The organism is Mesorhizobium sp. M0518 (assembly GCF_040321125.1).
GTDB lineage: Bacteria > Pseudomonadota > Alphaproteobacteria > Rhizobiales > Rhizobiaceae > Mesorhizobium.
The window spans coordinates 250,560-277,008 of record NZ_JAMYQY010000006.1; the positions used below are offsets into that span (position 1 = coordinate 250,560).

A 26,449-nucleotide genomic window follows, 5' to 3' on the forward strand; every position below is an offset into this window, starting at 1 on the left:
AGGCCTTGTCCGCCGTGGGTCCGGAGGTGCCGCGGGGATCGGCGGCTCTGTCTTCAGACAATTGCGAACGGCATGCCGCGGCACACCATCCTGGAACAGATTCAGAATCCGTTCTGGATGCGCTCGAAGATGACGTTGGTGAAGGCCGATATCTGGCTGCCGATGAAGGGGCCGGTCAGCGCCACCACCAGCATGATGGCGACGATTTTCGGCACAAAGGTCAAGGTGATCTCCTGCACCTGCGTCAGCGCCTGGATGAGGGCGATGCCGATGCCGACCACCATGGCGACCAGCACCACCGGAGCCGACGCGACGAGCACCGTCCACACCGCATACTGGACGATGTCGAGAGCGTCGGCCTCATTCATGGGACTGGCTCTCTGCCGAAAGCGTCAGCTTGCTGCCTTGACCGAAACTCCCGGACCGACCGCGACTTCGGTGCCGTTCTGCAGCACGGCGATGAGACCGTTGCTGGCGAGGCGCACCGAAGCCACGGTGCCTGTCGTCAGGCCGTCGGCGGAGGTTATCGAGCGCCCGATCAGTGCGTCGGCCTGCGACAGCGCCGAGGACTGCATGATCTGATTGAGCTTGGTGTTGGTCTGCACCGATTGCTCGACCTGAGAGAAGGTGGCGAGCTGGGCGACATATTGCGTCGAATCCATCGGCTTGGTTGGATCCTGGTTCTTCATCTCGGCGATCAGAAGCTTCAGGAACGACTGGTAGTCGACCGCTGTCTTCGAGGTCGACGCCGTGGCCTGATTGGCGCCGGTCGGAATCGTCGTCGTCATGTCCACGTTCATCAGTATCGTGCTCCCACAGCCAACGGGCGCTCGGCACCCGAAACATCGTCATTACCACCCAGCGCGCGGCGTTCGAGCGGATAAAGCGCGCGGATCGCCTTCAGCGCCTCGTAGATATGATCCTCGCCGACCATGCGGTCGATCTGTTTCAGCGCGCTGCAGATCTGGGTGTCCTCGAAGCTTGCCAGAAGCAGCGGCAGCGAACGGCGGAACATGTCGCGTGCGGCGGCGGCGCCGGCCGGGTTCATCAGCATGACCTGCAGGATGAAATAAAGCTGCTTGAGCGGCGTCGAGGCATCGTCGGCCTGAATCACGTGGCTTTCGAGCAGGAACTGGACGTCGTTCATCAATTCGACGGTGACCTTGCGGTCGACCCGGATGACGGCGCCGTTGATGTAGATCTTTTCGTTCGGCTTCAGCGATATCTTCAGCGTGTTGGTCATTGAATGCCGTCCCTGATGATCTGGGACACCTCGATCAACCCTTCGAAATTGTTGGTGCGGCCCTGACGGATGTCCTCCGCCTCGCGCAGCAGCCACAGGCCGATGGAAATGAGGTTGGCGCGCAGTTCCTTGGGCAGGGCGTTGTCGCTGGAGCCAAGATCCTCGACGAAGGCGGTCCAGACGCGGTTGGTGAAGTGAAGCGCCTCGATCGCCTCCATCGAATCGTGGCCGGCCGCTGCTGCCGCCGCCAGCATGTCGATCGAGCGGGTCAGAAGCTCCCGCTCACGGTCCTTCGCGTCGGCAACGGAGTTGCTCTGGATGTCGGCGTAGGAGAATTGGTACATCGTTGGGGCTCTACCGTTCCGTTAAGCGTTGTCAGGTCAGGTAATTCAACAGGCTGAGCTGCTGCAGGCGTGCGGTCAACGCGAAAGACGTTTCGATGTGCTGTGTCAGGTCCGCGACCCGTGTCGCGGCTGCCGCCGGATCGACGGCTTCCAGATCGAGAATGTGCCGTTCGAAAAGGTCGACCTGCGTTTTCATCCGATCGTTGGCATCGGAAACCCGCTTCTGGACGATGCCGGTCTCGGATTGAAGCTGGCCAATGCCGCTCAGCGCTTCGCCAACCAATGTGGTCGAGCGGCTGACAACCGTATTCTTCGCCGCCTGGCTGATGTTGCTGGACATCAGGCTGCTGACCATGGCTGCCGCCATGGCGAGTTTCTGAATGCCATCGCTGTTGGCGCTGGTCGAAGTCGGTGTGGTTTCGTTGAGTGCGATGCGGCTGACGATCTGCTGGTCGGTGGCGTTCGACCAGTTGCCTTGCCAACCCGCGCCCGTGAACTGCGGCACGACATCATTGGTGATGAAATCGTCCATCTGGGCAGCCGTGATGTTGGCCGCTGCCGGGTCGTCCTGGGTGAAACCGAAATTGGTGAGGAAAGCGGTATCGAATGCAGCCTTGGCAGGAGAGCCGGCAGCGGTGAAATCGTTGATCGGCTTGACGTCTGTGTTGGTGCCGGCAAACAGATATTCACCATTAACGCTGGTGTTGAGGATCGAGGTCAGCTGCTGGATGGTCGCCTTGCCGGAGTCCCGGGTGAGGCTGTTGGACGAGTCGCTCGAGGAAGCGGTGGTCAGGGCGGACAGGAAGGTCTGCGCGGCGGTGGAGAGCTGACCAAGCGAGGTCTGCGTCGAGGAAAGCCGGGCGCCGACCAGGCCGTTGGAATCGATGATGACGTTGAGCCGGTCAAGATCGCGCTGGAAGGTGACGGCCTGGGTGGTGCGCCCACCGAGAGCCAGGCCGACGTCAGCGACCCGGCCCGTCGAGGATTCTTTGGTGGCTTTGACGAGTTCGGCCTGCATGCGCATCTGCTGGGAGCGCATGGCATTGGAGATTGCGGCCGAGGAGACTGAAGTCATGGAATTATCCCACCGCGTTGAGCAAGGCCGTCAACATGTCGTCGACGGTTTTCATCATCCGGGCTGATGCCTGGTAGGTGTGTTCGAGGTCGAGCAGCAGCGACATTTCCTGGTCGACATTGACCCCGGTCGCGTTGGACAGCGCCTCGGCGCTGCGCGATGCCAGTGCTTCCTTGGCGTCGGAGGCGGTCGAAGCCTGCTGGCGCACGCTCTCGAACCAACCGATCGAACTGGCGGCGTAGTCGGATACGCTGGAGGTTGCCGAAACGCCGGCGGCGGGGTCGAAAGTCATCGGCTGGTCGAGCCGGTCGCCATAGGCAACCAGAAGGGTGGAATAGGACGCGCCGCCGCCCGTGTTGGCGACATAGGCCGCACCGTTGGCACCGCCGTCGCGCAGCAGCGTCGGGTTGCCGCCGGTGCTCGGGTCCATCGCTGCATTGACGCTGATGGACGCGGCAAGGCCGGTGACCAGCGTGCCGGCGGCCGGCACGGCCGGCGCTCCCGACCAGGTGAACAGGCCGGCGGCATTGGCCATCGAGGGTGCGGTCTCGGCAAAAGCGGTGATCAGGCCACGCGCGGTCTCATCGAGCTGGCTCTGCATGGTCGAGGCGACGCCGTCGCGCAATTGCAGCAGGCCGGCAAGCGTGCCGCTGGCGCTGGTGTTGCCGCCGGCTCCCGCCGAGATCGGCACGTTGTCGATGTAAACGGCATTGCCGGCGGCACCCGCGGTATAGCCTGCCGACGCCGCGAAGGTGACCGTGCGCGGTATCGTCTCGAACAAAGTCGTGCCGTCACCGGTGGTGATGACCATGTCATTGTCGCCTCGCGTGAAGGTCGACACCGGGACATAGTTCGAAATCTTCTTCAAAAGCGCGTCGCGCTGGTCGAGCGCATCGGAAACGTCGGTGCCGGAACGGGTTCCGGACATGACCGCCGTGTTGGCATCCTGGAACTGGCTGAGCAGCGAGTTCAGGTCATCGACGGCGGTGGCGATCTGGCCGTCGGTCTGGGTGCGGAAATCCTGGACTGCCTTGGAGCCCTCATTGAGCGAGCGCACGACCTGCTTGGCGGCGTCGATGACCGAGGCGCCGAGGTTCTGGTTCGACGGCGAGGTGGCGTAGAGCTGCAGCGCCTGCTGCAGGTTGGCGATCGCGGTCGAGGGCGAGGACGCATTGTCGACGCCATTGACCGCAACGCCCAGCTGATCCATGCCGCTGTAGAGCGCGTTCTGCCCGCTCCAGGCCGACAGCGCGCCGAGATTCTGGCGAAACAAAAGCTCGTTGGCTGCGCGCTGGATATCGACCGAACGCGCGCCCGGCGCCGTGCTGGTGACGACGGCCTGACGCCGTGAATAGTCCGGGTTGGAGGCGTCGGCCACGTTGCGCGAGACAACGCTGGTCTGTCGCGCGGTGTTCATAAGCGCCGACTGGGCGATACTCAATGCGGTAGACAGTGACATGCGGGTCTTTCGCGGGCGACGCCCGTCTTATCTCTTCAGGTTGACAAGGACGTCCATCAGATCGGAACCGGTCTGGAAGACTTTCGAATTGGCGGTGTAGCTGCGCTGCGCCGCGATCATGTTGGTCAGCTCTTCGGCGATGTCGACGTTGGAATTCTCGAGCGCGCCGGAGATGATGGAGCCGAGCTTGCCTTCATTGGCAAAGCCGACACGAACCGCGCCGGACTCGGTGCCCTGCGAATAGACGTTGCCAGGCAGCGCGGTGAGCTGATCCGGGCTCTGTACGTCAGCCAGCGGGATCTTGTAGAGCGGCTTGGTGGAGCCGTCCTTGTACTGCGCGTAGATGGTGCCGTCCTTGCTGATCTGAACCTTGTCGATGGTGCTCGGCGCGTTGCCGTTGACCTGGGCGTCGGAAACCGTGAAGCCGGCGCCAAGCTGGGTCAGCGCAGACAGATTGAGCGAAAAGGCGGCGCCGTTGGGCACGGTGAGGGAGACGCTGTCGACGGCGCCGGTGAGCTTGCCAGTGGTGGCGTCGAACGTCAGGTTGGCCGAGCCCAGCGCGCCGCCGGTATAGGGGAATGCTGTCCCGGCCGTGGCCTGAGACTGATCGAAGACCGAGACCTGCCAGGTGCCGGCGCCGGTGTTGGTGAAATAGACGTCGAGCAGCTTCTTGTTGCCGAGATTGTCGTAGGCAACCATCGAGGATTTCGAGGTGTACTGCGCGCCGACAGCATTGGTGGTGGGCAGATTGCCGGCGGCGACCGGGGTCGCGCCGGCCGGCAGGTTGCCGGCATAGCTGCCCTCGGTGCTCGGCGTTGCGGTCATTCCCTGGTCGGAGATGACAACCGGGACCAACCCCTCGAAGCCATTGACCGTCGCTGCCGGTACGCCGTTGTCGTAGCTGTACGCCATCAGCTGGAAGCCGGCCGAGTTGACCAGTCTGCCTTGACCGTCGGGAACGAAAGCGCCGGCCCGGGTCAGGTAGGGGGTGCCGCTCGGATCCTGAACGACAAAGAAGCCATCGCCGCTGACGGCAAGGTCGGAAACCGAGGTCGTGTACTGAAGCACACCCGGATCGCTGACCGCCTGGCGGATCGTCGTGGTGACGCCGCCGGAATTATAGGCACCGCCGGTCGACGGCATGACCAGCGTCGAGAATTCGGCGGAGGACCGCTTGTAGCCGGTGGTGTCGGAATTGGCGATGTTGTCGGCGACCGTCGACAGGCGGTTTGCCTGGGCGTTCATGCCGGAGACGCCGGTCCGCATCATTCCGTAGAGGCTCATCGAAACGTCTCCGCTGTGTCCATGCTGCTGGCTACGAGGCTACGCATGTTTTCTTGCGCGAGGCTGGCGCGGCGCTGCATCAGAAGACGAGCCGGTAGCCGAGGAAACGCTTGGAATCGATCGGGTCGGTGCCCAGCTTCTCGCGCAGCTTCTTGCGCAGTTTGCTGATGTGGCTTTCCACCACGTTCTCCTCGACCTCTTCGTCGAAGATGCCGTAGATGGCATTGAAAACCTGGGTCTTGGTGACACGGCGCCCCCGATTGCTCGCCAGATATTCGAGGATGCGGCGCTCGCGGCGCGGCAGGGGGAGGGGCTGACCGTCGATCTCGGGGTCGCGGCCGTCCATGAAGATGCGCATGGCGCCGATCTCGGTGTAGGCGACGTCTTCCTGGGCGCGGCGGCGGATGGCGGTGATGCGGGCCAGAATCTCGCGGATATGGACGGGCTTGCGAATGACGTCGTCGACGCCGCTCTCGAACAACCGCAGCGTGTTCTCCAGCGAATGCTGTTCGCTGAGCGCAATGACCGGAGCGCCGGTGCGGTCGCGGATCTGGCGGGGAGAGATGGAACCTTCGCGGCAGTCGCCGATGAGGAAGGCTCGGACCGAGCGCAGATCGGTGTCCGCGGCCGAGTTCACCCACTCACCGAATTCGCCGGACGCAAAGCCTGCACAGGCGATGCCCTCACGATCGAAAAGTGAATTGTATCCCTCTGTTACGAGCTCGCGCTCGTCAACGATCACAATCATCGGCCCCGCCTTCCGAATCAAATCATTTGCCCCGTGAAGAGAGGCGTATCCGCTGGCGGGAATCCTGAACAACCGTCATTTCTTGTAGCTAGTTTCTTGGGAGTCTGGAATCGTACCGGTTGCATTAGCGGGCGGCCAGATGTGCTTTCGGCGGCAAGGTATGATCAAGTCAAACCAACAATTCGGGTTGTACGGTTGGTCTATTAGTAACGGGAAATGCGCTTACGGGTTGCAGAAGCCGCGGGCGTTCGCGGTCCATTTTCCAAAGCCGGTGGCGACCATGTTGGCAATGACGCGGCAGACATAGATCTTCTGCGCCGGGTCGTTGTCGGGACCGGCATGATAGCGGGCAACGGCCATCGACCAGGTCTCGTGACGGGCATGAAGGCTGGCCAGGAAGCGCGCCGCATAGTCGACGTTCTGGCGTGGGTCGAGCATGTCCTCGACGCTGCGAAAATGCGATGCGTGATAGTGGTGATTGATCTGCATGCAGCCCAGATCGATCAGGGTCTTGCCCTCGCGCCGGGCATTGGCGAAGGCGGCAAGGGCCTCGGTCCGGCTCCTCGGAAAGACTGCTTTTCCTTCTATATTCAAGGCATTGGGTTGAAGGCTGCCCTTGTTTCCGGTCTCCGTCAGGCCAACGGCATAGAGGATGCCGGCGGGCACGCCATAACGATCGGCGGCGCGCAGGATCTCCGGCTCGCAGGGGTTGGCCGTAGCTGCGGCGGCGTTTGCCGCGCTAGATAAAGATATCGCCGCCAGCGCGCTCGCGAGCAGGCGAAGTGCCGCGGCCGTAGTCCTGCGCGTCATCGTTGCGTTTCCCTGAGGATTGCTGGCCCGGTTGCTGGCCGCCGGCTCCACCATTGCCGCTGCCCGAATTCCCCGGTTGAAAGGATGCTGGATCGCGGCCTGTCGCCGCCGCCATAGGAGCGGTTGCATCCGTCCGGGTTGTAGCGGGAGCTGCTACCGAAGGTTGCAGTATCGTGACCTTGTCAACCTCAAAGCCGAGCCCCCGCAGTGACTTGACGATGGCCTCGCTGTCGGCCGACAGCCGACGATAAGCGTCATGCGTTTCAGGCATCAGCTCAATCGAAAGTTGTTCCCCGGAGAGGCGAAGATTGGCCGTCACCATGCCAAGTTCGGCGGGGTGGAGTTCGATCTTCAACACATGTGTCGGAACGGCAACAGAGCTGGCCAGATGGGTGGTCGTGGGTGAGGCTGAAAGCGCCTTTTGCGGCCCGGCGTCGGCGGCTATGGCGTTGATCACATTGAGGGCTGCCTGGCTGATGGGACTTTGCGGCGGTGCGGGGAAACTCCGTTCCGACACCACGTCGATGCGCGCAGTGGACAGGGACTGTTTTCCCGCTTCTGGACGCATCGAGGACTGGACATCCTCGATGCTCTTCATCGCATTCGCGGTGTGCTTCGACCGCACGCCGGGCACATCGGCGGCCGGTGCGTCCGACAGCTTCTGGGCCGCCGCTGCGGCGTCGCGTTTTGGCGCGCTGGAGGCAGCGCTCGGCGACTGACCGTCAAACGCCGTCAAAGGTCCGTCGACGATCGACGCCTGCTCCGGCTTCGACATGGTTTCGAGTGCTTCGCGTCCGCCCGCGGCTTTTGGCCGGTAGGTCTTTGGCAGTGAAGCCTGCCCATCGAGCGCCGGGTCCGACGGATTCTCGCCGGTGGCCGTATTGCCCCCGGCTGCATTGGCCGTTGTCGCGAAATGCCGCAGGTCATGAAACGCGATCAGCAGCGGCAGGTCGTCCTGAAGCGGCCCGGCATCCGGCGCCGTATCTTCAGCGTCGGCCTTCGCGTTTTCTTCCAAATCGTCCTTGCCGGTTTTCACGTTTGCCACTTTGGCCGAGATGGTCCTTCCGGGCTCGGCCGATGCTGGTTCGGCCCTGGCGTCATGCCCGGCAAGGCCGGCAGCGAGCTTGCTCCAGCGCTGGTCGCGCGATCCCGCCTCTGTCGAAGGCTGCCGTTCCGGGCGGGCAGCACCGGCATCGTCGCGCAGCATCTCGCCGAAGCCGGCGTCATCGTTCCTGCCGTTCGCGGCCGGCTGCTCCGACGTCGCGCGCGTGGAGGCAAATCCTGGCAAGGCCGAGCCGAGGCTGGTGGTCATTTTGGGGCGGCTCCAAGCATCTGGTCGATCAGGTCGAGCTGTCGACGTGTTCTGGTCATGGCGGCGTCGGTCGGATCGGCGGGCTCTGGACCGGCTGCGGGTGACGGTGCCGACGCTGGCATGACAGTCGCAGGGTCGGCGGATGCCGCTGCTGCCATGTCCGGCGCATTGGCGGCTGGTCCGCCGGAGGCCGCGGTGACGGCGGGTTGCTCCGAGATGGCGCCTTCGACCGGCGGCAGGCCACTGTCATCGGCGCCTTGCGCCGTGGCGATCTCGGGCACCGGCTGCGCCGCGGCGGCAGGAACTGGGGCAGGCTTTTCCGCCGGAAGGGCGGTGGGCGGCGCGACGACCTCGCCGGCAATGGCCTGCGCGGCGTCGAGCAAAGCGCGGTCGCCCTCCGACAGCCGGCTGCGGTCGATCTTGCCGAGCTTGGCGCGAACGTCCTCGATTGTACCCGAGGTGACGGTGGAAAGGCTGGCATAGAGCAGGGCGCGTGGATCGTCCTGATTGGTGTTGCCGTCGCGGCCCTGTTCCGCCCGCGCCGAAGCGAAGGCCGACAAGTCGTTCAGGCCGTCTATCGCGGCCCGGCGGGCGATGCGCAGATAGATCACCTTCTCGCGCTCGGGATCCATCATCGAGGTGATGTCGCCCAGCTTGTCCTGGCTGATCGACATGTGCAGCGCGATGACGCCGGAGACGAAGGAGTCGGCGAACTGGCTGGCATAGGGCGAATAGAGATAGCGCTCGACATATTGGGTGGAAGCAAGGGCGAAGCGTGCCGCGTCGCCTTGCGCGACTGCAAGGCCAACCGAACGGCGAAGTGCCGCTTCCTCGACCAGCGTGCCGGGGCTGAGCAATCTTGCCTCGTCGAGCAGACGGAGTGCGGTCGCCGGTTGATCGCCGGCAAGCAGTGAGCCTTTGACCAGGGCGAGGAAGGCGCCGAGATCCGGGGGCAGCGCCATGGGATCGATCGGCCTCAAGGCTTCGATAGCCTCGCCGGGCCGGCCGTTGAGGTAATCAATCACGCCTTTGGCGATGGCAAGGCTTTGCGGGTCCGTCGTAGCGCGCGACGTGGCCGCTTCGACGGTCACCGGGTTGCCGCCGCTCATGCCATAGACAAGCAGAGCTCGAAAGTTCTCGGGATCCTTGTAGTCCTCGGCATTCGCCGCCCGCAGGCGCGCATCTGCCATCTCCAGCAGCTTGGCTTGCATCGGCAGGGCGGCATGATCGCCGGCGGCTATGCGGTCCTGGATGAGTTGCAGCGAGCGCACCAACTGATACGGCTGCAGCGTATCCTGGGCGAAACCGGTCGACGGGTGTCCGCCGGCCAGCAGCAACAGGCCAATCAACCGGCGGGTGACGGCCGCTCGCTTCATCCGCCGGTCGCCATCAGGATCTCGATGCGGCGGTTCGCGGCCGCCAATGGATCGGCTGCTATTTTCGGCTGGCGGTCGGCGAAGCCGGCGACCTCGGTGATGCGGCGTTCGTCGACGCCGCCGCGCACGAGCATGTAGTAGGCGGAATGCGCGCGCGCCGTCGACAGGCGCCAATTGTCGTAGCTGTCGCCGCGGAACGGCCGGGCGTCGGTGTGGCCGTTGATGCTGATGGTGCCCTTCTGGCTGTTGACGATGCGGCCGATCTTCTCCATCGCCAGCACCAGTTCGCGTCTCGGCAATGCCGAGCCGACCTCGAACATGCCGAAGTCGAGCTGGTCGGTGATCGAGATGACGACCCCCTTGTCGGTGGCTTCGACCGAGACGCCGTCGTGCAGCTTGTCGCCGGGCTTGAAGGCATCGGCCAGTTGCCGCTTGACGTCGGCCGCTGCCTTGACGGCAGCCGCGGTTGGCGCCTTCTCGCCGACGTCAGGCTTGGTGGCGTTTTGCGTCGCGGCTTTCGCTCCGCCCGCGACCGTGGTGCCGTCCGGTTTGGTCTCGCCGGCCATTGCCGTGGCAGGGTTCGCGGCCTGCTTGCCGGTCGCGTCCTTAGCCAGCGGCTCGAGCGGTGCCGCGACAGGCGGCACGGCTTTGACTTTGAGCACTTGCGTTTCGGCGGTCTTGTCGCCGGGCTTGGCCGGATCGCCCTCGATCTTGGTGCGCTCGGCGCTGGCCTCGGCGCCGGGCGCCGCGACCTGCTGCGACCAGAAATCCGGCTCGAAGGGATCGCGGTAGGAGGCGCCACCGGAGGCGCCGGTAGCCGGTCCGGCAGCCTGCACGCCGCCGTCGCCTTTCTGGCTGACATTCTGCATGACGCCGGTATCCGCGGCGATTTCCGAAAGCACCGCGTAGGGGTCGGCGAAGAGATGATCGTCGGTGCGTTCCGCCTGCTGCGGCTCCTGCTTGTCCTGCTTGCGGTCCGACGCGCCCGCGCCGGCATTGCCGTTCTGTCCGGCTTTGCTGGTCGCCTCTTGCGGATCGTCGGCCGTCAGCCCCATGGCGCGCGGGCCGTCGCCGAGATCCTCCAGGCCCTTGCGGCTCGAATTGCGGTCGACCAGCTTGACCGGGTTGAAGTAGCTGGCGACGGCTGCCTTGGTCTGCTCGTTGGCGGCGTTGATCAGCCACATGACCAGGAAGAAGCACATCATGGCCGTCATGAAGTCGGCGAAGGCGATCTTCCAGACGCCGCCATGGTGGGCTTCGTCATGGTCGTCATGACTGCGCCGCACGATGATGATCTCGTGGCGGCCGTGATCGGCGTCGGCGACGCTCATGCCAGGACCTCCGAGAGGGTCGTCGACCATTCGGCCATGCGCGTCTCGAACACCGCCTCGTCGATGGCGACGGTCAGGTCGAAGCCTGGCGCCTCGACAAAATCGAGATTGGCGGCGCGGGGTCCGAGCGACGCCTTCAGTGTTTCGAACATCGAGAGCGGGCCGCGCACGACGATGCGCACCGCTTCGGCATCGCCAACCGCTTCGCGAACGGCGCCGGCCAACGCATCGATCGAACGTTTCTGCAGATCGTCGCTGACGATGCCGCCGATGATGCGGGCGACCGTGGCGGCGACAAGTCCGGTCACGCGCGCCTCCATCGCATCGATGCGCAACGAGACAGCCTTGCCGACATCGTCGCCGAGGCTTTCGAGAAATATCCTTGCTTCCTCGGCACTGGCCTGGCGTTCGGCTTCGAGCGCGGCGTCATGCGCAGCCGACAGGCGGACCTCCAGCGCTGCCTCCGCCTGGGCAACCGCCTCGGCGATCAGCGTGCCGATATCGGCTTGTGGCGCCGGCGTCTCGGGCTTGTGGTCGGGATCGACTGCTGCCCGGGGCTGGCCGGCGCGTTGCGCGCGCGTCCCGAAATCGGGCAGAAGGTCGAAGAGGGCTACGGAGGGCATGGTTTACACCGCCACTTCCTGGGCAGCCCATTTGCGCAGGATCTGCGCGGTGCGCTCCTCGTTGAGATCGACCATCCTGGCAAGCCTGTCCTGCGGCGCCGGCCGGATCTTCTGGCGAAGATCGTCGAGCGGCGTGGGGCCTGGGCGTGTGCCTGGCAAGGTCCCGATCGCGGCACTGTCGGTGGCCGCCATTGCCTCCGGCGTCGGCAGCGAGCGCTGGACGTCGTCGAAGCTGGGACCTGCCAGGGCCGGAGTAGCCTTTGCCGTCAGCGCCGCGGCCATCGGCCTCAGGCCGAAGAAGGCGACCAGGAACACCACGACGATGAAGGCACCGGCATTGATCATCGTGCCGGCATGCTGGCCGATAGAATCGAGCATTCCCGCCTGCGGGATCGCCTCGCCATCCAGGCCATCGATGAACTCGACCGCCGAGACGTCGATGATGTCGCCGCGCTTTTCGTCCAGGCCGGTGGCGGACGTGACCATCTTCTGGATCTCGGCGACGCGCTTGGCGATCTGCTCCGGCGTGGCGTCCTTGCCGAGGATGGCCGTCAGCCGCTGCTGATTGACGACCACGGCGATCGACATCTTGGTGACGGTGTAACCGTTGGAGACCGTGGCGATCTTCTTGGAATTGATCTCGTAGTTGGTGATCTCTTCCCTGCGGTCGTTTTGCGAGGAGGATTGCGGGCCATCGGTGGCGGTTGCCTGGGTCTCGGGCAGGTTCTGCTCGACGCTGGCCGGAGTGGAAGCCTGCTTCTGGTTGTTGTTCTCGTTGGCCCGCACCGACTGCACCGAGCGTTCGACGCGGGAATTCGGATCGAAGATGGTCTCTTCCGTCTGGCGGGTGTCGGTGTTGACCTCGGCCTTGACGCTGGCGCGGAAATTGTCGGGGCCGAGATAGGCCGTCAGCGCACGGCGGATGTTGTCTCCGATCTGCGCCTCGACGGTCTGCTCGACGCCGAGCGTGCGGGCGGCGCTGGTGTTGGAAGGGTCGTCGCCCGCAGCCAGCAGATTGCCGCTGGAATCGAGAACAGTCACCTTGTCTGCCGACAGGCCGGGAACGGCGGCGGCGACGAGATGGCGGATCGACATGGCGCTCTTCTCGGCGTCGATGCCGGCGTAGCGGATGACCACGGAAGCGGAGGGCTGCTGCTCGTCGCGGCGAAAATTGGCGCGTTCGGACATGACGATGTGGACCCGCGCAGCCTTGATGCCCGATATCGACTGGATGGTGCGGGCGATCTCGCCTTCCAGCGCGCGCACGCGGGTGATCTGCTGCATGAAGGAGGTGAGGCCGAGCGAGCCGACATTGTCGAACAGTTCGTAGCCGGCATTGGCGCTGGTCGGCAGGCCCTTTTCGGCGAGCAGCATGCGGGCCTGAGCGGTGGTGCCGGCCGGCACCAGAACCGAGGTTCCATCGGCGCCGACATCGAAGCCGATACCGGCTTCGCCCAGCACCAGGCCGATCTGGTTCACGTCGGCACGGTCTAGTCCCACATAGAGCGTGTCGTAGGCGGGGCGGTTGAGATAGACCGAGGCGATGCCGATGACGCCCATCACCAGAACGGCGATGCCCGCCAGCATGGCGAGGCGCTTCACGCCAAACCCGCGGAGATTCGAGATGATGCTCTGGATCTGTTCCGGCACGGTTCAACGACTCCCAGCATGATTGTCCGCTGGAACTCTAGTCTTCGAAGCTTGTGCGAAAATGAAATCGGGCCGCGCTTGCGGCGCGGCCCGATTATCTGATGGGAAGGTGGGCGCCGGTGGCGCCCGTGATCAGCTCTTGAACAGAGACAGGATCGACTGCGAGGCGGCGTTGGCGATCGACAACGCCTGGATGCCGAGCTGCTGCTGCACCTGCAGGGCCTGGAGACGGGTCGATTCCTTGTTCATGTCGGCATCGACGAGCTGGCCGACGCCGCGGTCGATGGAGTCCATCAAGCTCTGGGTGAAGGTCTTCTGCAGGTCGATGCTGCTCTTGGCCGAGCCGAGGATGGTGGCGGAGTCGGTCAGCTGGGCCATGACCTTGTCCATCCTGGTTACCATCTGCGTGATGATGTCGTCGGTTACCCCTGGGGCCGTGATGTCGAGGTTGTAGGCGGAAATATTGTCGACCTTGGCGACCGCTCCCGCCGCCGTCTGGCCGGCTGTGTTCGCGGCGATATCCGTTCCTCCGCCCGCGATCACGCCCGCATAGGCGTTGTCGTACAGGGTCTGGGCGGCGCCCGTGGAATAGATGGAGGTTTTGCGATCGAGGGTTCCGGAATTCTTCACCTCGGCGGCGAGGCCGTAGTCGAAAAGCTTGGTGCCCTCAACATCGATGTTGATCGTTCCGATCGACACTGCGCCGGATGAGGAGCGATTGAATGAGGACACGATCTGCGAGTCGGGCTGAACGCCATCATTGGGGGCGGCAGTCTGCTTGGAGGTCACCGCCAGGAAATTCGAGCCGGAGAAGGTCGCCGCATCGGCAAACGACTTCATCTGCGTCTGAAGCGCCTTGATCTCGGTCTGGGTTTTTGCCTTGGCGGCATCCGTCTGACCGACCATGGACAGCACCTTGGTCTTGATCTGCCCGATCGTTGTCAGCACATTGTTCATGCCGGTGTAAGCGGCGTCGACCTTCGAGGCGCCGAGGCCGAGTGCATCCTGCACGGTCGACAGGGCCGCGTTGTCGGAGCGCATCGTGGTGGCGATCGACCAGTAGGCGGCGTTGTCCGAGGCCTGCGAGACCCGGTAACCGGTCGATATGCGGGCCTGCGTCTGTTCAAGCGACTTGTTGGTGGCGCTGAGGCTTTGAAGTGCGGTTAACGCCGAAGCGTTGGTCATGATGCTCGCCAAGAAAGTCGCTCCTTCTCAAAAGCCGACATGCTCAGACATGCCGGATGGGCCTGTTCAACGGGTGGCATCGTGCCGGTCGGACCGATTCGCCAACTGTCGTAAGCTATTGGTTAACCATAACTAGCGCGGCATGGTTAACAGCCTGTTAAAAGCTGGCTTTTGAGAGTTAAGCATCGAGGGTTGCGTGGGGCTGGAGCAAAACGCAAATCGGGCCGCGCTTTTGGCGCGGCCCGATTTTTAGTGCGAACTGCGGTTGAGCGAAGGCGATTAGCCGCGGAAGAGCGACAGGATCGACTGCGACGAACCGTTGGCGATCGACAGCGCCTGGATGCCGAGCTGCTGCTGGACCTGCAGGGCCTGCAGACGGGTCGATTCCTTGTTCATGTCCGCATCGACGAGCTGGCCGACACCGCGATCGATGGAGTCCATCAGGTTCGAGGTGAAGGTCTTCTGCAGGTCGATACTGCTCTTGGCGGCGCCGAGCGTGGTGGCGGCGTTGGTCATGGCCTTGAGCGCGGCGTCGACGACGTTCATCTGCTGCGCGATCTGGCTATCGCTGGCAGCCGTGCCACCCGAAAAGATAGTGAGCGAGGCAACCGAATAGGTGTCGGTTGCCGCTGCTGCAGCACCCAGGGTGGGGTTCGAGGCCGTGGCAACAGCAGCGCCCGTGGTGCCGAGGCGAGCCGTGTCGAGAATACCCTTGGCGGTTGGTGCCGCGCCGGCATCGTACAGCTTGATGCTTTCCACATTGACATCGATCGTCGAGATCGAAGCCGCGCCGGTCGCGTCGCGGTTGAAGGCCGAAACAATCTTCACGTCGGCCGCGGTGCCTGTCGCAGTGGACACCGAAAGCATGTTGGTGCCGGAGAAGGTGGCGCCATCGGCGTAGGCCTTCAACTGGTTCTGAAGGGCGGCGATTTCGACCTGGGTCTTTTCCTTGGAGGCGTCCGTCTGGCCGTAGGACGCGACCAGCTTGGTCTTGATCTGGTTGATGGTATCGATCGCGCTACTCATGCCGGTATAGGCTGTGTCGACCTTGGAGGCGCCGAGGCCGAGAGCGTCCGAAACGGTGGACATTGCCTGGTTGTCGGAACGCATTGTGGTGGCGATCGACCAATAGGCGGCGTTGTCCGAAGCCTGCGAGACCTTGTAGCCGGTCGAAATGCGGGCCTGGGTGTCGGTGAGGGATTTGTTGGTGGCGTTGAGGCTCTGCAGAGCCGTCAATGCGGCGCTGTTCGTCATGATGCTGGACATGGTACTCGTACCTTGATTTTACAGGTATTTTTTACATACCGGCTCTACCGGTATGACGGTGCGGCATCATGCCCATGATCTCTCAAATCGATCACCCGCCATCTGCGAGCGAATATGCGGGCAAGTCCCTACCAAAGGGCTAAACCGGACGGTTAATCGAAAATATATTGCTGGGATTTCGAGCCGGCGCGGCAGGGTCAGTTGAAGGAGCGCACCAGGCTGCCGACAAGCAGGTTCCAGCCGTCGATCAGGACGAAGAACAGGATCTTGAACGGCAGCGACACCACTGTCGGCGGCAGCATCATCATGCCCATCGCCATGGTGATGGTGGCGACGATCAGGTCGATGACCAGGAATGGCAGCACGATCAGGAAGCCGATCTCGAATCCGCGCCGGATCTCCGAGATCATGAAGGCTGGCACCAGGATGCGCAGGTCGACGGTGTCACGCGAAACGGTCTGGCCGCGCTCGCGGGCGAGGTCGGCGAAGAGGTCGAAATCCTTGTCACGCACATTGTGCAGCATGAAGGTGCGGAACGGGTCCGAAATCTTGTCGAAGGCTTCGGTCTGTGTGATCTGGTTGTCCATCAGCGGCTTGACGCCGGTGTTCCAAGCCTGATCGAAGGTCGGCGCCATGACATAGAAGGTCATGAACAGCGACAGCGAAATCAGGATGAGGTTTGCCGGTGTCGACTGCAGGCCGATGCCGGCGCGCAGGATCGAGAAGGCGATGACGAAACGGGTGAAGCTGGTCACCATGATCAGCAGGCCTGGCGCCACCGACAGAACGGTCAGCAGGCCGAACATCTGGATGATGTAGCCGACGGTGGTGCCGTCAGCCTTGCCGATGCCGCCGAGATCGAGTTGCTGGGCCGCCGCGATGGAGGTGGCGGCGGCGATCATGGCCGTGGCGAGAAGGAGTTTTCTCATTCGAGCAGCAATGTCCTGATGAGTACCTGTTTGGCGTGACCCTGGCTGCGGATCGCGGCGCGGTCTTCGAGGTCGGCCTTCAGGTGCTGGTAGCCGCTGGCGCCCTCGATCTGATGCATCTTCAACGTGCGCACCAGGGCCAGAAGGTCCTGGTGGATGTCATCCGACATTGCCTGTGGCTGCGGCGCGTCATAGACGATGGACACCTCCATCCTGATCCAGGTGCCGGCAGGCGAGGCGATGTTGGTGGTGATCGGCGCCAGCACGACCAGTGTAGGCCCCACGGCTGGCTGCTCGGCAGAAGCCGGCTGCTCCGTCTTGCCTTCATTCTCGGGCGCCGCCGGTACCGACGACGGTGCGTCGACACCCTTCAGATAGCCGCCGGACATCCAGCCCATGCCGATGGCGGCCGCCGTCACAACCAGCAGCATGCCGGCCTGAATGGCAAGGGAGGGACCCTTGCGCGGCTGGACCTGTTCGACATTTGCCACTGTGCTCTGTTCCCCAACCCTAGAACGGAAGAACCTGGTCGAGAATCTGCTGGCCGTAGGCAGGCTGCTGAACCTCGGTGATGCGACCGCGTCCGCCGTAGGAGATGCGGGCCTCGGCGATGCGTTCGTAGGGGATGGTGTTTTCGGCGCCGATATCGGCCGGCCGCACGATGCCGGCGAGCGTCAGCACCCTGAGCTCGGCGTTGACGCGCACTTCCTGCGATCCGGTGATCATCAGATTGCCGTTGGGCAGCACATCGGTGACGATCGCCGCGACATTGAGCTCAAGCGTCTCCGAGCGCTTGATCTCGCCGTCGGCGGTCGTGTCCGTGGTGGAGCTGAGAGCCCCAGCGCCCTTGCCGGCGGTGCTCCACTTGTCCCACTGCGCGCTGAGGTCGTAACCGAGCTTGCGATTGGCGGTGCGGCTCCTGTCGTTCTGGTTCTTGAAGTTGGCTCGATCGTTGATCTTGATCTTGACCGTCAGGATGTCGCCCTGGGACAGCGCCCGCGGGTCGGTGAACAGCCGGCTCTGGCGGTCGTCCCACAACGAGAATTTCTTGACCGGCGCGGGCGGCGTTTGCGGATAGCGATAGAGGGAGCCAGTACTGCCGCCATCGATGCCGGAGCCGACCGGGGACAGAGCCGGCTCCCTGCCGACCTCCTTGAGGTTGGTTCCGCAACCCGACAGCACGGTGACCGCGCACAGGACAAGCATTTTCCGGATCATGACGGGTCTACCCTTCGGGCTGCGCTGGCCATAATGCCGGTGAGCGTCGCCGCCGCCTTCTGGTCCATTTCGTTGAGGATGACGCTCGCCTTGCGTGTGTCGAGCTTCATCAATATGGCCGCAGCCAGATCGGCGTTGACGATGGCCAGCCGCTCGGCAGCGGCGTCGGGTTTCATGCCGGCGTAGATCTGGACGACGCCGTCCTCGGCCCGGGCCAGGAAAATCTCGCGCCGCTTCAGCCAGGTCTCGTATTCAGCTTTCTTTGCATCGAGAGCTTTCATGCGCTCGTCAATGCCGGCCTGGAGCTGCTTCAGTTCCTCCGCTTGCAGGACATAGCGGCGGTCGCGGGCGGCGTCGGCGATGTTTGAGCAGAAGCGCTCGATCTCGCTTTGGTCCGGCGCGTTTTCCCGTGTCAATTGCCGCGGCGGCGCTGCCACCGGTGCTCCCGGCAGGACCTGGCGGACCGTCTCCTCGCCGCGTGCGGTGTCGCCGGCAAAGGGCAGAGCCGCGAGAATAGCGGTCGCAAGCAGGATCGCGGCTTTGCGGTGTCTGCCGTCATGGCGTGGGAAGGAGCGCGTCATCGGCATCGCCTATTGCAGAACCAGGTCGGCCTGCAGGGCCCCGGCCGACTTTATGCCCTGCAAAATGGCGATGATGCCGTCCGGCTTGACCCCGAGGCGGTTGAGGCCGGAAACGAGGGTCTGGAGATCGGGTCCGTCAAGCACGGCAACGCGGGCGTCGGGCCGGCTGGCGTCGATGGCGGTGAACGGTTCGACGGCGGTTTCGCCCTTGGAGAAGGGCTCGGGCTGGACGACGCGCGGCGCTTCGGTGATGCGTACGGTGAGCGTGCCGTGGCTGATGGCGACCCGTGAGATCTTGACGTCATTGCCGATGACGATGGTGCCGGTGCGCTCGTCGATCACGACACGGGCCGGCGTGTCGGATTCGACCACAAGGTTCTCGATCTCGGCATAAAAGCGCGCCGCCGAGACACCCTTCGGCCTTCTGATCTGAACGGTGCGCGAATCGCGCTCGGCCGCGACCCGCATGCCGAAGCGTTGGCCGGTGTAATCGTTGATGGCGTCCGCGATGCGGATAGCGGTCGAGAAATCGGGATTGCGCAGTTGCAGCGTCAGGATCGCCTGATCGTCGAACTCGGCCTGGACAGCACGCTCGACGATGGCGCCGTTCGGCACGCGGCCGGAGGTCGGCACGCCTTGCGTCAGCTGCTCGGCCTGTCCCTGGGCGGTAAAGCCGGACACGATGACCGAGCCCTGGCCGACGGCATAGATCTCGCCGTCCGCCGCCTTCAGCGGCGTCATGATCAGCGTGCCGCCGGAAAGCGAGGTCGCGTCGCCCATCGAGGAGACGTCGATGTCGATGCGGGCGCCCGACTGCACGTAGGGCGGCATGTTGGCGGTGACGATGACGGCGGCGACATTCTTGGCGCGTGCACTGCCGCCTTCGGTGGCGATGCCGAGGTTTTCGAGCATCGCGCGGATAGACTGTTCGGTAAATGGCGAGTTGCGCAGGCTGTCGCCCGATCCGGCAAGGCCGATGACCAGGCCGTAGCCGACGAGCTGATTGTCGCGCGAACTCTGCAGCTGGGCGATGTCCTTGATGCGCGAGGCGACCTGGCCCGGCGGCAGCGAACTCGGCCCGGTCGACACCCGGAACATGCGGCTGGTGGTGGCCGGATCATATTCGGGATCGTTGTAGACGCCGCCATTCTTGGCGGCGAGCTCGCGCTTGGCCTTCGGCGTCAGGCCGTCGGCCAGCGCCGGCTGCAGGCCAAGCACGGCTGCCAGTATCAGGGTAAGCCCGCGCATCATGAAGCGCTGACCTGGATGGTTCCATCCGCCATCACCGTGCCGGACAGGACTTTGCCGCTGTCGATGTTGCGAACCTTGACGAGGTCGCCCGCGGCTCCCGGCTGCAGCGTCACGGCGGTGGCCGAGATCGTCAGCCCGCCGGCGATGAAGAAGATCTGCACGGAAGCACCCTGTTCGACCAGCCAGGCCTCGCGGATGGCGGTGGAGGGAATGTAGCGGCCGGGCAGCAACGTGCGCTTGGCGACCTTGCCATCCAGTTCCTCGACCCGTGTGGCGACCGCCTCTGGCTTGTGCTTGCCGACGATAAGGGTGACCTGTTTCAGGGCAGCCAGGTTGATGGTCTCGCCGGGATAGATAACCCGGCTCGGAATAAGCACCACCTCGCCGACAGCTTGATTGCTGGCGATCCGGGTGGCCGACTGGTTGGCCGATTCCTGGGCAAAAGCCGGCATCGTGCCGGTCACCAGCGCAAGGACGAGCGCGCTGCGGCGGAATGCGGACAGGAGGCCGGGCGTCGACATCATGCGTTACCTGATGTTCTTGGAGACCACGGAGGCCATGTCGTCGGCGGCCTGGATGACCTTGGAGTTCATCTCATAGGCGCGCTGCGCCGAGATCAGCTCGGTGATTTCCTTGACCGGGTCGACGTTGGAGGCTTCGAGATAGCCCTGCTGGATGGTGGCGAAGCCTGGATCGCCAGGCACGCCGACATTGGCTGGCCCCGAAGCCGTGGTTTCCTGGAACAGATTGTCGCCGAGCGGCGCCAGGCCGGCCTCGTTGGCGAAATTGGCGATCTGAAGCTGACCGAGGTTCTGCAGGTCGGTCTGGCCGTCGATGCGGGCGAAGACCTGGCCGGTCTTGTTGACGATGACCTCGACGGCATCCACGGGGACGTTGATTGCCGGAATGACGGCAGCGCCGTCGACCGTCACCAGCTGGCCGGTGGCGTTGGTGTTGAGAGCGCCGGCGCGGCTGTAGAGCGTGCCGCCGTCGGCACCCTCGATCTGAAACCAGCCCCTGCCGGTCAGCGCCAGGTCGAAACTGTTGCCGGTGCTGGTCAGTTCGCCCTGTGTGTGCACGTTGCGCACGGCCGTCGTCTTGACGCCGAGGCCGATCGAGACGCCCTCCGGCACCAGCGAGGCGTTGGAGCGGTTGGGCACGCCTTGCGTGCGGTCGACCTGATAGAGCAGGTCGGAGAATTCGGCACGGGCGCGCTTGTAGCCGGTGGTGTTGATGTTGGCGATGTTGTTGGCGATGACTTCCAGATTTGTCTGCTGGGCATTCATGCCGGTGGCGGCGATGGCAAGTGCTTTCATGGCGGAATTCCTCAGATGCCCATTCGACTGACTTCGAGATACGCGGAAACCACCTTGTCGCGGATGGCGACGGCGGTCTGAAGCGCCTGCTGCGCGCTCATCACGGCGTCGACCACCTGACGGGTGTCGGCGTCGCCCTTGAGCGCCTGCATCGATACCTGCTCGGCATTCTGCATCGTGTCGACGGTCTTGGAGGCTGCCTGGCTCAGCGCCTCGGCAAAGGAGGTGCCGACATTGCCGCCGGCCGAGGGTGTTGCGCCGCCCTGGAGCAGGCTTGTCGCCGTGTCATCGCCGCCGATCGACGGCTTGAACTGAAGGGCTCCGATACCGCTGATCATTACTGGTTCCTCATCAGGTCGATGGTCATGGAAATCAGGTCACGGGCCTGCTTGACGACCTGAAGGTTGGCCTCGTAGGAGCGGTTGGCCTCGGTCATGTCGGCCATTTCGATCAGCACGTTGACGTTGGGCATCTTGACGTAGCCCTTCTCGTCGGCTGCCTCGTTGCCGGGCTGGAACTCGACTGGAAAGTCACTGGGATCTCGATCGATCGAGTTCACTGCAACCGTTGAACTGCCGGAGGCCCGGTCAAGCTCGGAGACGAAGCTGATGGTCTTGCGGCGATAAGGATCGGAGCCGGGCGCGGTGCCGGTCGACTGGGCGTTGGCGAGGTTTTCGGAAACCACGCGCAGGCGCTCCGACTGGGCGCCGAGGCCGGATGCTGCGACTTTGAGGGCTGCGGTCAGTGCGTCCATGGTCAGCTCTTCACCGCCATCATCATCATCGTATGAAACGCCTTGACGATCGCCGTGTTGAGTTCGAAGGAGTGGCGCACCTCGCCGGCTTTCAGCAACTGGTCTTCCAGAACGACGGAGTTCTTGGACGGCATGACGACGCCGTCATCCTCCTGCGGCTTGATGGTGAAGCCGGCATTGCTCGCTGCATTGCCGAGATGGCCGGCCTGGGTGGCCTGCAGCGATACGGCGGCGCGGTCGAGCACCTTTTCGAATGGCTCGACGTCGTTTGCCGTATAACCCGGCGTGTTGGCATTGGCGATGTTGCCGGCGACTGCCGACTGGCGCACGGCCAGCCATTGCGCTTGCTTGGCGGCGAGATCGAAAAGGGAAACGGGCTCCATGGGAATCTCCGAGCAGGTACCCAGAGACTAGGCCGCCAGTCTTGCGCGGGCCTTGCGGATGGCCGGAAGCCGGAGATCGTTTATCTGGAGAGTTCGATTACCCGGTCGGCACTGGTGACCATGACCCATTTGCCGTTGCGCTGCTCGATGGAGGACACCTGACTGGAGTCAGGCAGTATCGAGCCGCGCTGGACGATCCAGAGGCCAGCGTCGTCCTGGATCATGGCACGGCCGTTGGCGACATGAACCATGCGGAATTTCGCCGCGTCGGCCGGAAACGGTTGCTCGTCGGGTGCGGCTGCGGGATTGGCATCATCCCGCACCGTTCCGGTGGCAAGAAGATCGAGATTGGCCGCGGGAATATCCTTTGCCGTCAGCGGCGCGCTGCGTTCGGCGACCACGCCGCCGCCCGCTCGCCCGGAATTGGAGCCGGTGCCGCCGAACTTCATCGCCTGGACGCCAAACTGGTCCTGGTTAAAGAAGATGTACCAGGGAAACAGGGCGCAGATCAGGCCGAGCGTGATGCCGAGCGCGGCTATGACGAAATCGCTGCGTCGGTCGGACTTCTTCCTCAGTCGGGGAAACGGTGCCTTTGGCGGCTGCGGCCATTCGGTGCGCGGGAACAGCCCGTTGATCAGCGAGTCGCGGCTCGCCTGCGTCATCTCGGCAGCCACCGCCTGGACAGCCCGGGGCAGAGCGGGTTCGACGGGCCTGGCCAGAAGATCAGGATCGGCTCTGCCAGCCCGTGGCAGGATTGGCTTGACGGCTCTGGCCAGAACGGCCTCGGCTTTGGCTGCGATGATACGGGCAGCCTTTGCCTTGGCGGTTCTCGCTTCGTCAGCCTCGGCTTGCTCCACGGCATTGGCCTCGGCGATCATGTCGCGCAGGATGCGCTCGGTATATTCGCGTTCAGTCTCCGGCATCGGCGTTCAGCTTGCTCTTGAGGTGGCGGGCGAGATCGGAGAAAGGGTCGGCCGACGGGCGATCCTTCGGCGCTTGCGTCAGCGCCTCATAGATCAGCGGCACCTGGCGCACGGCGATGTCGAGTTCGGCATCGACGCCCCCCTGATAGGCCCCAAGCAACCGGATATCGCGCGTGTCCTCGAAGCGCGAGATCATCGACTTCAGCCTTGTCACCAGCGCGCGCTGTTCGACGCTCCAGGCCTTTCCGGCCAACCGCGATATGGACGACAGCGGGTTCACGGGGGGATAGCGACCCTGTTCGGCGATCGTGCGATCGAGCACGACATGGCCGTCGAGGATGCCGCGCACGCAATCGGCGACCGGGTCGTTGTGATCGTCGCCGTCGACCAGCACGGAAATGATGGCGGTGATCGACCCTTTGCCTTCCGTACCCGGCCCGGCGCGTTCGAGCAGCTTGGGCAGTTCGGTGAACACCGAGGCCGGATAACCGCGCGCGACCGGCGGCTCGCCGGTTCCAGTCGCCACCTCACGCAGGGCGTGAGCGAAGCGGGTGATCGAATCCAGCACCAGCAAAACGCGATGCCCCTGGTCGCGAAAGTGCTCGGCGATGCGCATGGCGGTGTCTGGCGCACGCCGGCGCATCATGGCGCTTTCGTCGCTGGTGGCGACGACGGCGACGGTCTTGGCCATGCTGTCGCCGATCGTGTCCTCGAGGAATTCACGGACTTCGCGGCCGCGTTCGCCGACGAGCGCCACCACGACGGTATCGAATGCGTCGGCGCCGGCGAGCATGGCGAGCAGCGTCGACTTGCCGACGCCGGAGCCGGCAAAGATGCCGAGGCGCTGGCCGAAGCAGAGCGGCGTGAAGATGTCGATGACCTTGACGCCGGTCATGAAGGCAGTGCCGACGCGTTGCCGCGCCATGGCCCCCGGCGTCGTCTGGGCGCCGCGCGTTGTGTCGTCTCCCCGGGCGAGTGGCGGGCCGCCATCGATCGCCCTGGTGAGTGCGTCGATGGTGCGGCCGCGCCACGAGGCATGCGGCGCCACCACGAGCGGACCGCGGCGGAACACGGCATCACCGATGCCGGAATCGGCGCTGCGTTCGAAGGGCGCCACGACGGCCTCGTCGCGGCCGATCTTGACGATCTCGCCGCGGCGCGCACCGGCATTGCCGCGCTGCTCGACGATGTCGCCCAGCCTGGCGAAACCGGAAAGGCCGTGCACCTTGTAGTGCGTGGGCGTGACTTCGATGACGCGGCCGCCGCGCTTGAGCAGCGCCTCGGCGTCGGCGAAACGCCGCCAGACCCGTTCCAGCGCGGCAAGCCGGTCTTCCGGCGCCGGCTGGAGTTGTCTTTCGAGTGCGCGCAGGGATGGCTGGTCGAGCGACATGGATTATTTCGAGCCGAGCGTCTTGATCGCCTCGTCGGTGGACGAGTCGGTCTGCCGCATCAGGGCGGCGGTGTTCTCGAAGGCGCGCTGGACCATGATCAGCCTGGTGATCTCCAGCACCGGATTGACATTGGACTCTTCGAGAAAGCCCTGGGCAACGCCGATATCCGAGCGATCGGTGACAGGCTCCGGGGTGCGTGCCGGAACGATGCCGGAATTGCCGTAGCGGACGAAGTTCGCGCCTGGATCGAAATTGTAGAGACCGATCGAGCCGACAAGCTGATCGTTCTGGCGCAACGAACCATCGGCCCCGGCCTTGGGCGGGCCGTTGCGGGGGTCAAGCTGGATCGGCGAGCCCCCGGCATCGAGCACCGGGTGGCCCTCGAGCGACATCAACTCGCCGTTCTCGTTCATCGAAAAGCGTCCGTCGCGGGTCATGACGGTGCCGACCGGCGTCTCTATGGCGAACCAGGCATCGCCCTGGACGGCGAAATCGAAGGGATTGCCGGTCTCGCTCAAGGCACCGTGGGCGCCGGAAAGGTAGGTCTTGCCCGGAGAGGCGAAGGATACCCATTTCTGCCCGGTGCCGGAGACGACGTCCTCGAACTTCACCCCGGTGGCGCGAAAGCCGATCGTCGAGGCGTTGGCGACGTTGTCGGCGATGGTGTCGAGGCGCCGCTCGAGCGCGATCTGCGACGAAAGGGCGACGTACAGGCTGTCCCGCATGATGGTCTCAGAACCTCAGTTTCTGCATGGCCATCATCAGGTCGGTGGAGATGCCGACGGTGAGTGGCTGGGCAAACAGCACGCTGACCGAGGCGACGGCCGATGAAGTCGGGTGGTTGATCTCGTACATGCTGGTGAAGCGCGTCAGGAACTTGCCGAGTTTTTCGGGGTCGGAGAAATCCGAGATGTCGAGTTTTTGCTCGAACAGCTGCGCCTGCTTGTCGACGTCGGCGGTGGCGAAGGAATCGGGCAGGCCGAGCACGGTGCGCACGACACTGGCAAGCGCGGTGTCGGCCAGCACGTCATACCAGCTGGTGATGGTCGGGGCCTTGCGATCGAAATAAAGCGCCAGCCGCACGCCCTGGTTGGTCTGACCGGCATCCTCTTCGAGGGTCTGGCGCATGTATTTGTCGACGGTCGGCTGTTGCGCCGGATTGATGGTGGTGGTGTTTTCGCCATAGGCTTCGAAGTTGAAGGCGGAGGCAAGCGCGGCATAGGTCTTGTCCGTCATCTTGTTGGCGACACTGTCGGGGTCGCGGACGCCGCCCTGCAGAACCCGCTTGATGAGATCCTTGTCCTCCGTCGCCGAATCGAGACCGAATGACGCCAGCGCGTATGTGTAGAGCCGGTTGTTCGACATCAGATCGTCGATCGACTTCACCTTGGTGATGTTGGCAAGATAGTATGTCGTCTCGCCCTTCACATAGGCCGAATTGGGATCGAGGCCGGCGATCTGCGCCTGGGTGGCATAGTTCTTGGTCACCAACTGCTGTGTCTTGTTGTAGATGGTCGCATCGGCGCCGTTGGCGGCGAAGTTGAAGGCGCTGACGAATTCGGCGTAGCGCTTGTCGGTCAGCTTGTTGGCGAAGCTGTCGGGATCGGAGACGCCTTCCTTGAGTGCCTTGACCATGAAGGCCTTGGCGTAGTCCATGTCCTCCAGCCCGTAGGCCTTCATGGCATACTTGAACAAACGGTCGTTTTTGACGAAATCGTCGATCGATTTCACCTTGGTGATATTCGCGAGATAATATTTGGTGTCGCGATCAACCACGGGCTGCTGCTCGATCCTGTCGATCGATTTTGAAATGTCCTTGGTGATGAGCTGGTAGCTGGTAAAGGTATTGAGCAAAGACGTGCCTCCGGCCGAAGCTATGCCGGCACAATACCCCTACTTCCTTGCGCGAAACTGAATCGCTTCCAAGCCCTCGATTCAAGCCTCACACAAGGCACGGGGACTATCCCTAGCTCCTGATGTGAAATGCGGAAGGACCT

30 protein-coding genes are annotated in these 26,449 nt (G+C 63.9%); all 30 read right to left on the minus strand.

Features of this window, described 5'->3' with window-relative positions; genetic code table 11:
- Positions 1–101: 101 nt before the first annotated feature.
- Entirely contained in the window at positions 102–368 is a 267-nt protein-coding gene (gene fliQ / locus NKI66_RS11455; protein ID WP_013529773.1) for a flagellar biosynthesis protein FliQ, read from the minus strand.
- A gap of 24 nt (positions 369–392) precedes the next feature.
- Positions 393–800 carry a flagellar hook assembly protein FlgD gene (gene flgD, locus NKI66_RS11460; RefSeq protein ID WP_013529774.1) on the minus strand — a complete coding sequence of 136 codons (408 nt, stop codon included), beginning with the start codon at positions 798–800 and terminating at the stop codon, positions 393–395.
- On the minus strand, positions 800–1,243 hold the full coding sequence (flbT, locus tag NKI66_RS11465) for a flagellar biosynthesis repressor FlbT (protein ID WP_023810019.1): 444 nt from the start codon (positions 1,241–1,243) through the stop codon (positions 800–802). Before flbT ends, flgD begins: the two co-directional genes overlap by 1 nt.
- Entirely contained in the window at positions 1,240–1,587 is a 348-nt protein-coding gene (flaF, locus tag NKI66_RS11470; protein WP_023810018.1) for a flagellar biosynthesis regulator FlaF, read from the minus strand. The genes flbT and flaF overlap by 4 nt, the downstream gene beginning before the upstream one ends.
- Positions 1,588–1,618: 31 nt before the next feature.
- Complete coding sequence (locus tag NKI66_RS11475; RefSeq protein WP_023810017.1) at positions 1,619–2,662, minus strand: flagellar hook-associated family protein; 1,044 nt, start codon at positions 2,660–2,662, stop codon at positions 1,619–1,621.
- Positions 2,663–2,666: 4 nt separating this feature from the next.
- Complete coding sequence (gene flgK / locus NKI66_RS11480; protein ID WP_128303090.1) at positions 2,667–4,121, minus strand: flagellar hook-associated protein FlgK; 1,455 nt, start codon at positions 4,119–4,121, stop codon at positions 2,667–2,669.
- Positions 4,122–4,148: 27 nt separating this feature from the next.
- A complete protein-coding gene (locus tag NKI66_RS11485; RefSeq protein WP_352722609.1) occupies positions 4,149–5,405 on the minus strand; it encodes a flagellar hook protein FlgE in 1,257 nt (418 codons plus the stop codon).
- Positions 5,406–5,484: 79 nt separating this feature from the next.
- On the minus strand, positions 5,485–6,153 hold the full coding sequence (locus NKI66_RS11490; protein ID WP_013529780.1) for a response regulator transcription factor: 669 nt from the start codon (positions 6,151–6,153) through the stop codon (positions 5,485–5,487).
- A 222-nt stretch (positions 6,154–6,375) separates the two neighbouring features.
- Positions 6,376–6,963, minus strand: a complete 588-nt coding sequence (locus tag NKI66_RS11495) for a transglycosylase SLT domain-containing protein (protein ID WP_352613312.1) — start codon at positions 6,961–6,963, stop codon at positions 6,376–6,378.
- Positions 6,893–7,999 carry a flagellar hook-length control protein FliK gene (gene fliK, locus NKI66_RS11500; RefSeq protein ID WP_352751658.1) on the minus strand — a complete coding sequence of 369 codons (1,107 nt, stop codon included), beginning with the start codon at positions 7,997–7,999 and terminating at the stop codon, positions 6,893–6,895. The genes NKI66_RS11495 and fliK overlap by 71 nt, the downstream gene beginning before the upstream one ends.
- Before the next feature lie 272 nt (positions 8,000–8,271).
- Positions 8,272–9,651, minus strand: coding sequence for a MotC family chemotaxis protein (locus NKI66_RS11505; protein WP_352722607.1), 1,380 nt, complete (start codon positions 9,649–9,651; stop codon positions 8,272–8,274).
- Complete coding sequence (locus NKI66_RS11510) at positions 9,648–10,982, minus strand: MotB family protein (RefSeq protein ID WP_023810012.1); 1,335 nt, start codon at positions 10,980–10,982, stop codon at positions 9,648–9,650. Before NKI66_RS11510 ends, NKI66_RS11505 begins: the two co-directional genes overlap by 4 nt.
- The gene (locus NKI66_RS11515) at positions 10,979–11,605 is read right to left on the minus strand and encodes a hypothetical protein (protein WP_023810011.1); all 627 of its coding nucleotides are present in this window, start codon (positions 11,603–11,605) and stop codon (positions 10,979–10,981) included. Before NKI66_RS11515 ends, NKI66_RS11510 begins: the two co-directional genes overlap by 4 nt.
- A gap of 3 nt (positions 11,606–11,608) precedes the next feature.
- Positions 11,609–13,255, minus strand: a complete 1,647-nt coding sequence (gene fliF / locus NKI66_RS11520) for a flagellar basal-body MS-ring/collar protein FliF (protein ID WP_023810010.1) — start codon at positions 13,253–13,255, stop codon at positions 11,609–11,611.
- A 132-nt stretch (positions 13,256–13,387) separates the two neighbouring features.
- Positions 13,388–14,452: a flagellin N-terminal helical domain-containing protein gene (locus tag NKI66_RS11525; RefSeq protein WP_127290416.1), complete on the minus strand. Its 1,065-nt coding sequence runs from the start codon at positions 14,450–14,452 to the stop codon at positions 13,388–13,390.
- Positions 14,453–14,719: 267 nt separating this feature from the next.
- On the minus strand, positions 14,720–15,706 hold the full coding sequence (locus NKI66_RS11530) for a flagellin N-terminal helical domain-containing protein (protein ID WP_128304916.1): 987 nt from the start codon (positions 15,704–15,706) through the stop codon (positions 14,720–14,722).
- A 197-nt stretch (positions 15,707–15,903) separates the two neighbouring features.
- Positions 15,904–16,635: a flagellar type III secretion system pore protein FliP gene (gene fliP, locus NKI66_RS11535; protein WP_128304917.1), complete on the minus strand. Its 732-nt coding sequence runs from the start codon at positions 16,633–16,635 to the stop codon at positions 15,904–15,906.
- A complete protein-coding gene (locus tag NKI66_RS11540; protein WP_352441899.1) occupies positions 16,632–17,126 on the minus strand; it encodes a flagellar basal body-associated FliL family protein in 495 nt (164 codons plus the stop codon). Before NKI66_RS11540 ends, fliP begins: the two co-directional genes overlap by 4 nt.
- A gap of 19 nt (positions 17,127–17,145) precedes the next feature.
- Positions 17,146–17,853, minus strand: a complete 708-nt coding sequence (gene flgH, locus NKI66_RS11545) for a flagellar basal body L-ring protein FlgH (RefSeq protein ID WP_127290408.1) — start codon at positions 17,851–17,853, stop codon at positions 17,146–17,148.
- On the minus strand, positions 17,850–18,434 hold the full coding sequence (locus NKI66_RS11550; RefSeq protein WP_502897946.1) for a MotE family protein: 585 nt from the start codon (positions 18,432–18,434) through the stop codon (positions 17,850–17,852). The genes flgH and NKI66_RS11550 overlap by 4 nt, the downstream gene beginning before the upstream one ends.
- 9 nt (positions 18,435–18,443) lie before the next feature.
- Entirely contained in the window at positions 18,444–19,685 is a 1,242-nt protein-coding gene (locus NKI66_RS11555; RefSeq protein ID WP_352441901.1) for a flagellar basal body P-ring protein FlgI, read from the minus strand.
- Positions 19,682–20,209 (minus strand): flagellar basal body P-ring formation chaperone FlgA, encoded by a 528-nt coding sequence (gene flgA / locus NKI66_RS11560; RefSeq protein ID WP_031212802.1) that lies wholly within the window; start codon positions 20,207–20,209, stop codon positions 19,682–19,684. Before flgA ends, NKI66_RS11555 begins: the two co-directional genes overlap by 4 nt.
- Before the next feature lie 3 nt (positions 20,210–20,212).
- Positions 20,213–21,001: a flagellar basal-body rod protein FlgG gene (flgG, locus tag NKI66_RS11565; RefSeq protein WP_013529795.1), complete on the minus strand. Its 789-nt coding sequence runs from the start codon at positions 20,999–21,001 to the stop codon at positions 20,213–20,215.
- A gap of 11 nt (positions 21,002–21,012) precedes the next feature.
- Entirely contained in the window at positions 21,013–21,339 is a 327-nt protein-coding gene (fliE, locus tag NKI66_RS11570) for a flagellar hook-basal body complex protein FliE (RefSeq protein ID WP_023810002.1), read from the minus strand.
- Entirely contained in the window at positions 21,339–21,755 is a 417-nt protein-coding gene (gene flgC / locus NKI66_RS11575; protein ID WP_013529797.1) for a flagellar basal body rod protein FlgC, read from the minus strand. The genes fliE and flgC overlap by 1 nt, the downstream gene beginning before the upstream one ends.
- Before the next feature lie 2 nt (positions 21,756–21,757).
- A complete protein-coding gene (flgB, locus tag NKI66_RS11580; RefSeq protein ID WP_023810001.1) occupies positions 21,758–22,138 on the minus strand; it encodes a flagellar basal body rod protein FlgB in 381 nt (126 codons plus the stop codon).
- An 80-nt stretch (positions 22,139–22,218) separates the two neighbouring features.
- Positions 22,219–23,061, minus strand: a complete 843-nt coding sequence (locus NKI66_RS11585; RefSeq protein ID WP_023810000.1) for a hypothetical protein — start codon at positions 23,059–23,061, stop codon at positions 22,219–22,221.
- Positions 23,048–24,451, minus strand: coding sequence for a flagellar protein export ATPase FliI (fliI, locus tag NKI66_RS11590; protein ID WP_023809999.1), 1,404 nt, complete (start codon positions 24,449–24,451; stop codon positions 23,048–23,050). The genes NKI66_RS11585 and fliI overlap by 14 nt, the downstream gene beginning before the upstream one ends.
- A gap of 3 nt (positions 24,452–24,454) precedes the next feature.
- Positions 24,455–25,177, minus strand: coding sequence for a flagellar basal-body rod protein FlgF (gene flgF, locus NKI66_RS11595; protein WP_352751660.1), 723 nt, complete (start codon positions 25,175–25,177; stop codon positions 24,455–24,457).
- Positions 25,178–25,184: 7 nt separating this feature from the next.
- The gene (locus tag NKI66_RS11600; protein WP_023809997.1) at positions 25,185–26,306 is read right to left on the minus strand and encodes a DUF1217 domain-containing protein; all 1,122 of its coding nucleotides are present in this window, start codon (positions 26,304–26,306) and stop codon (positions 25,185–25,187) included.
- Between the last annotated feature and the right edge of the window lie 143 nt (positions 26,307–26,449).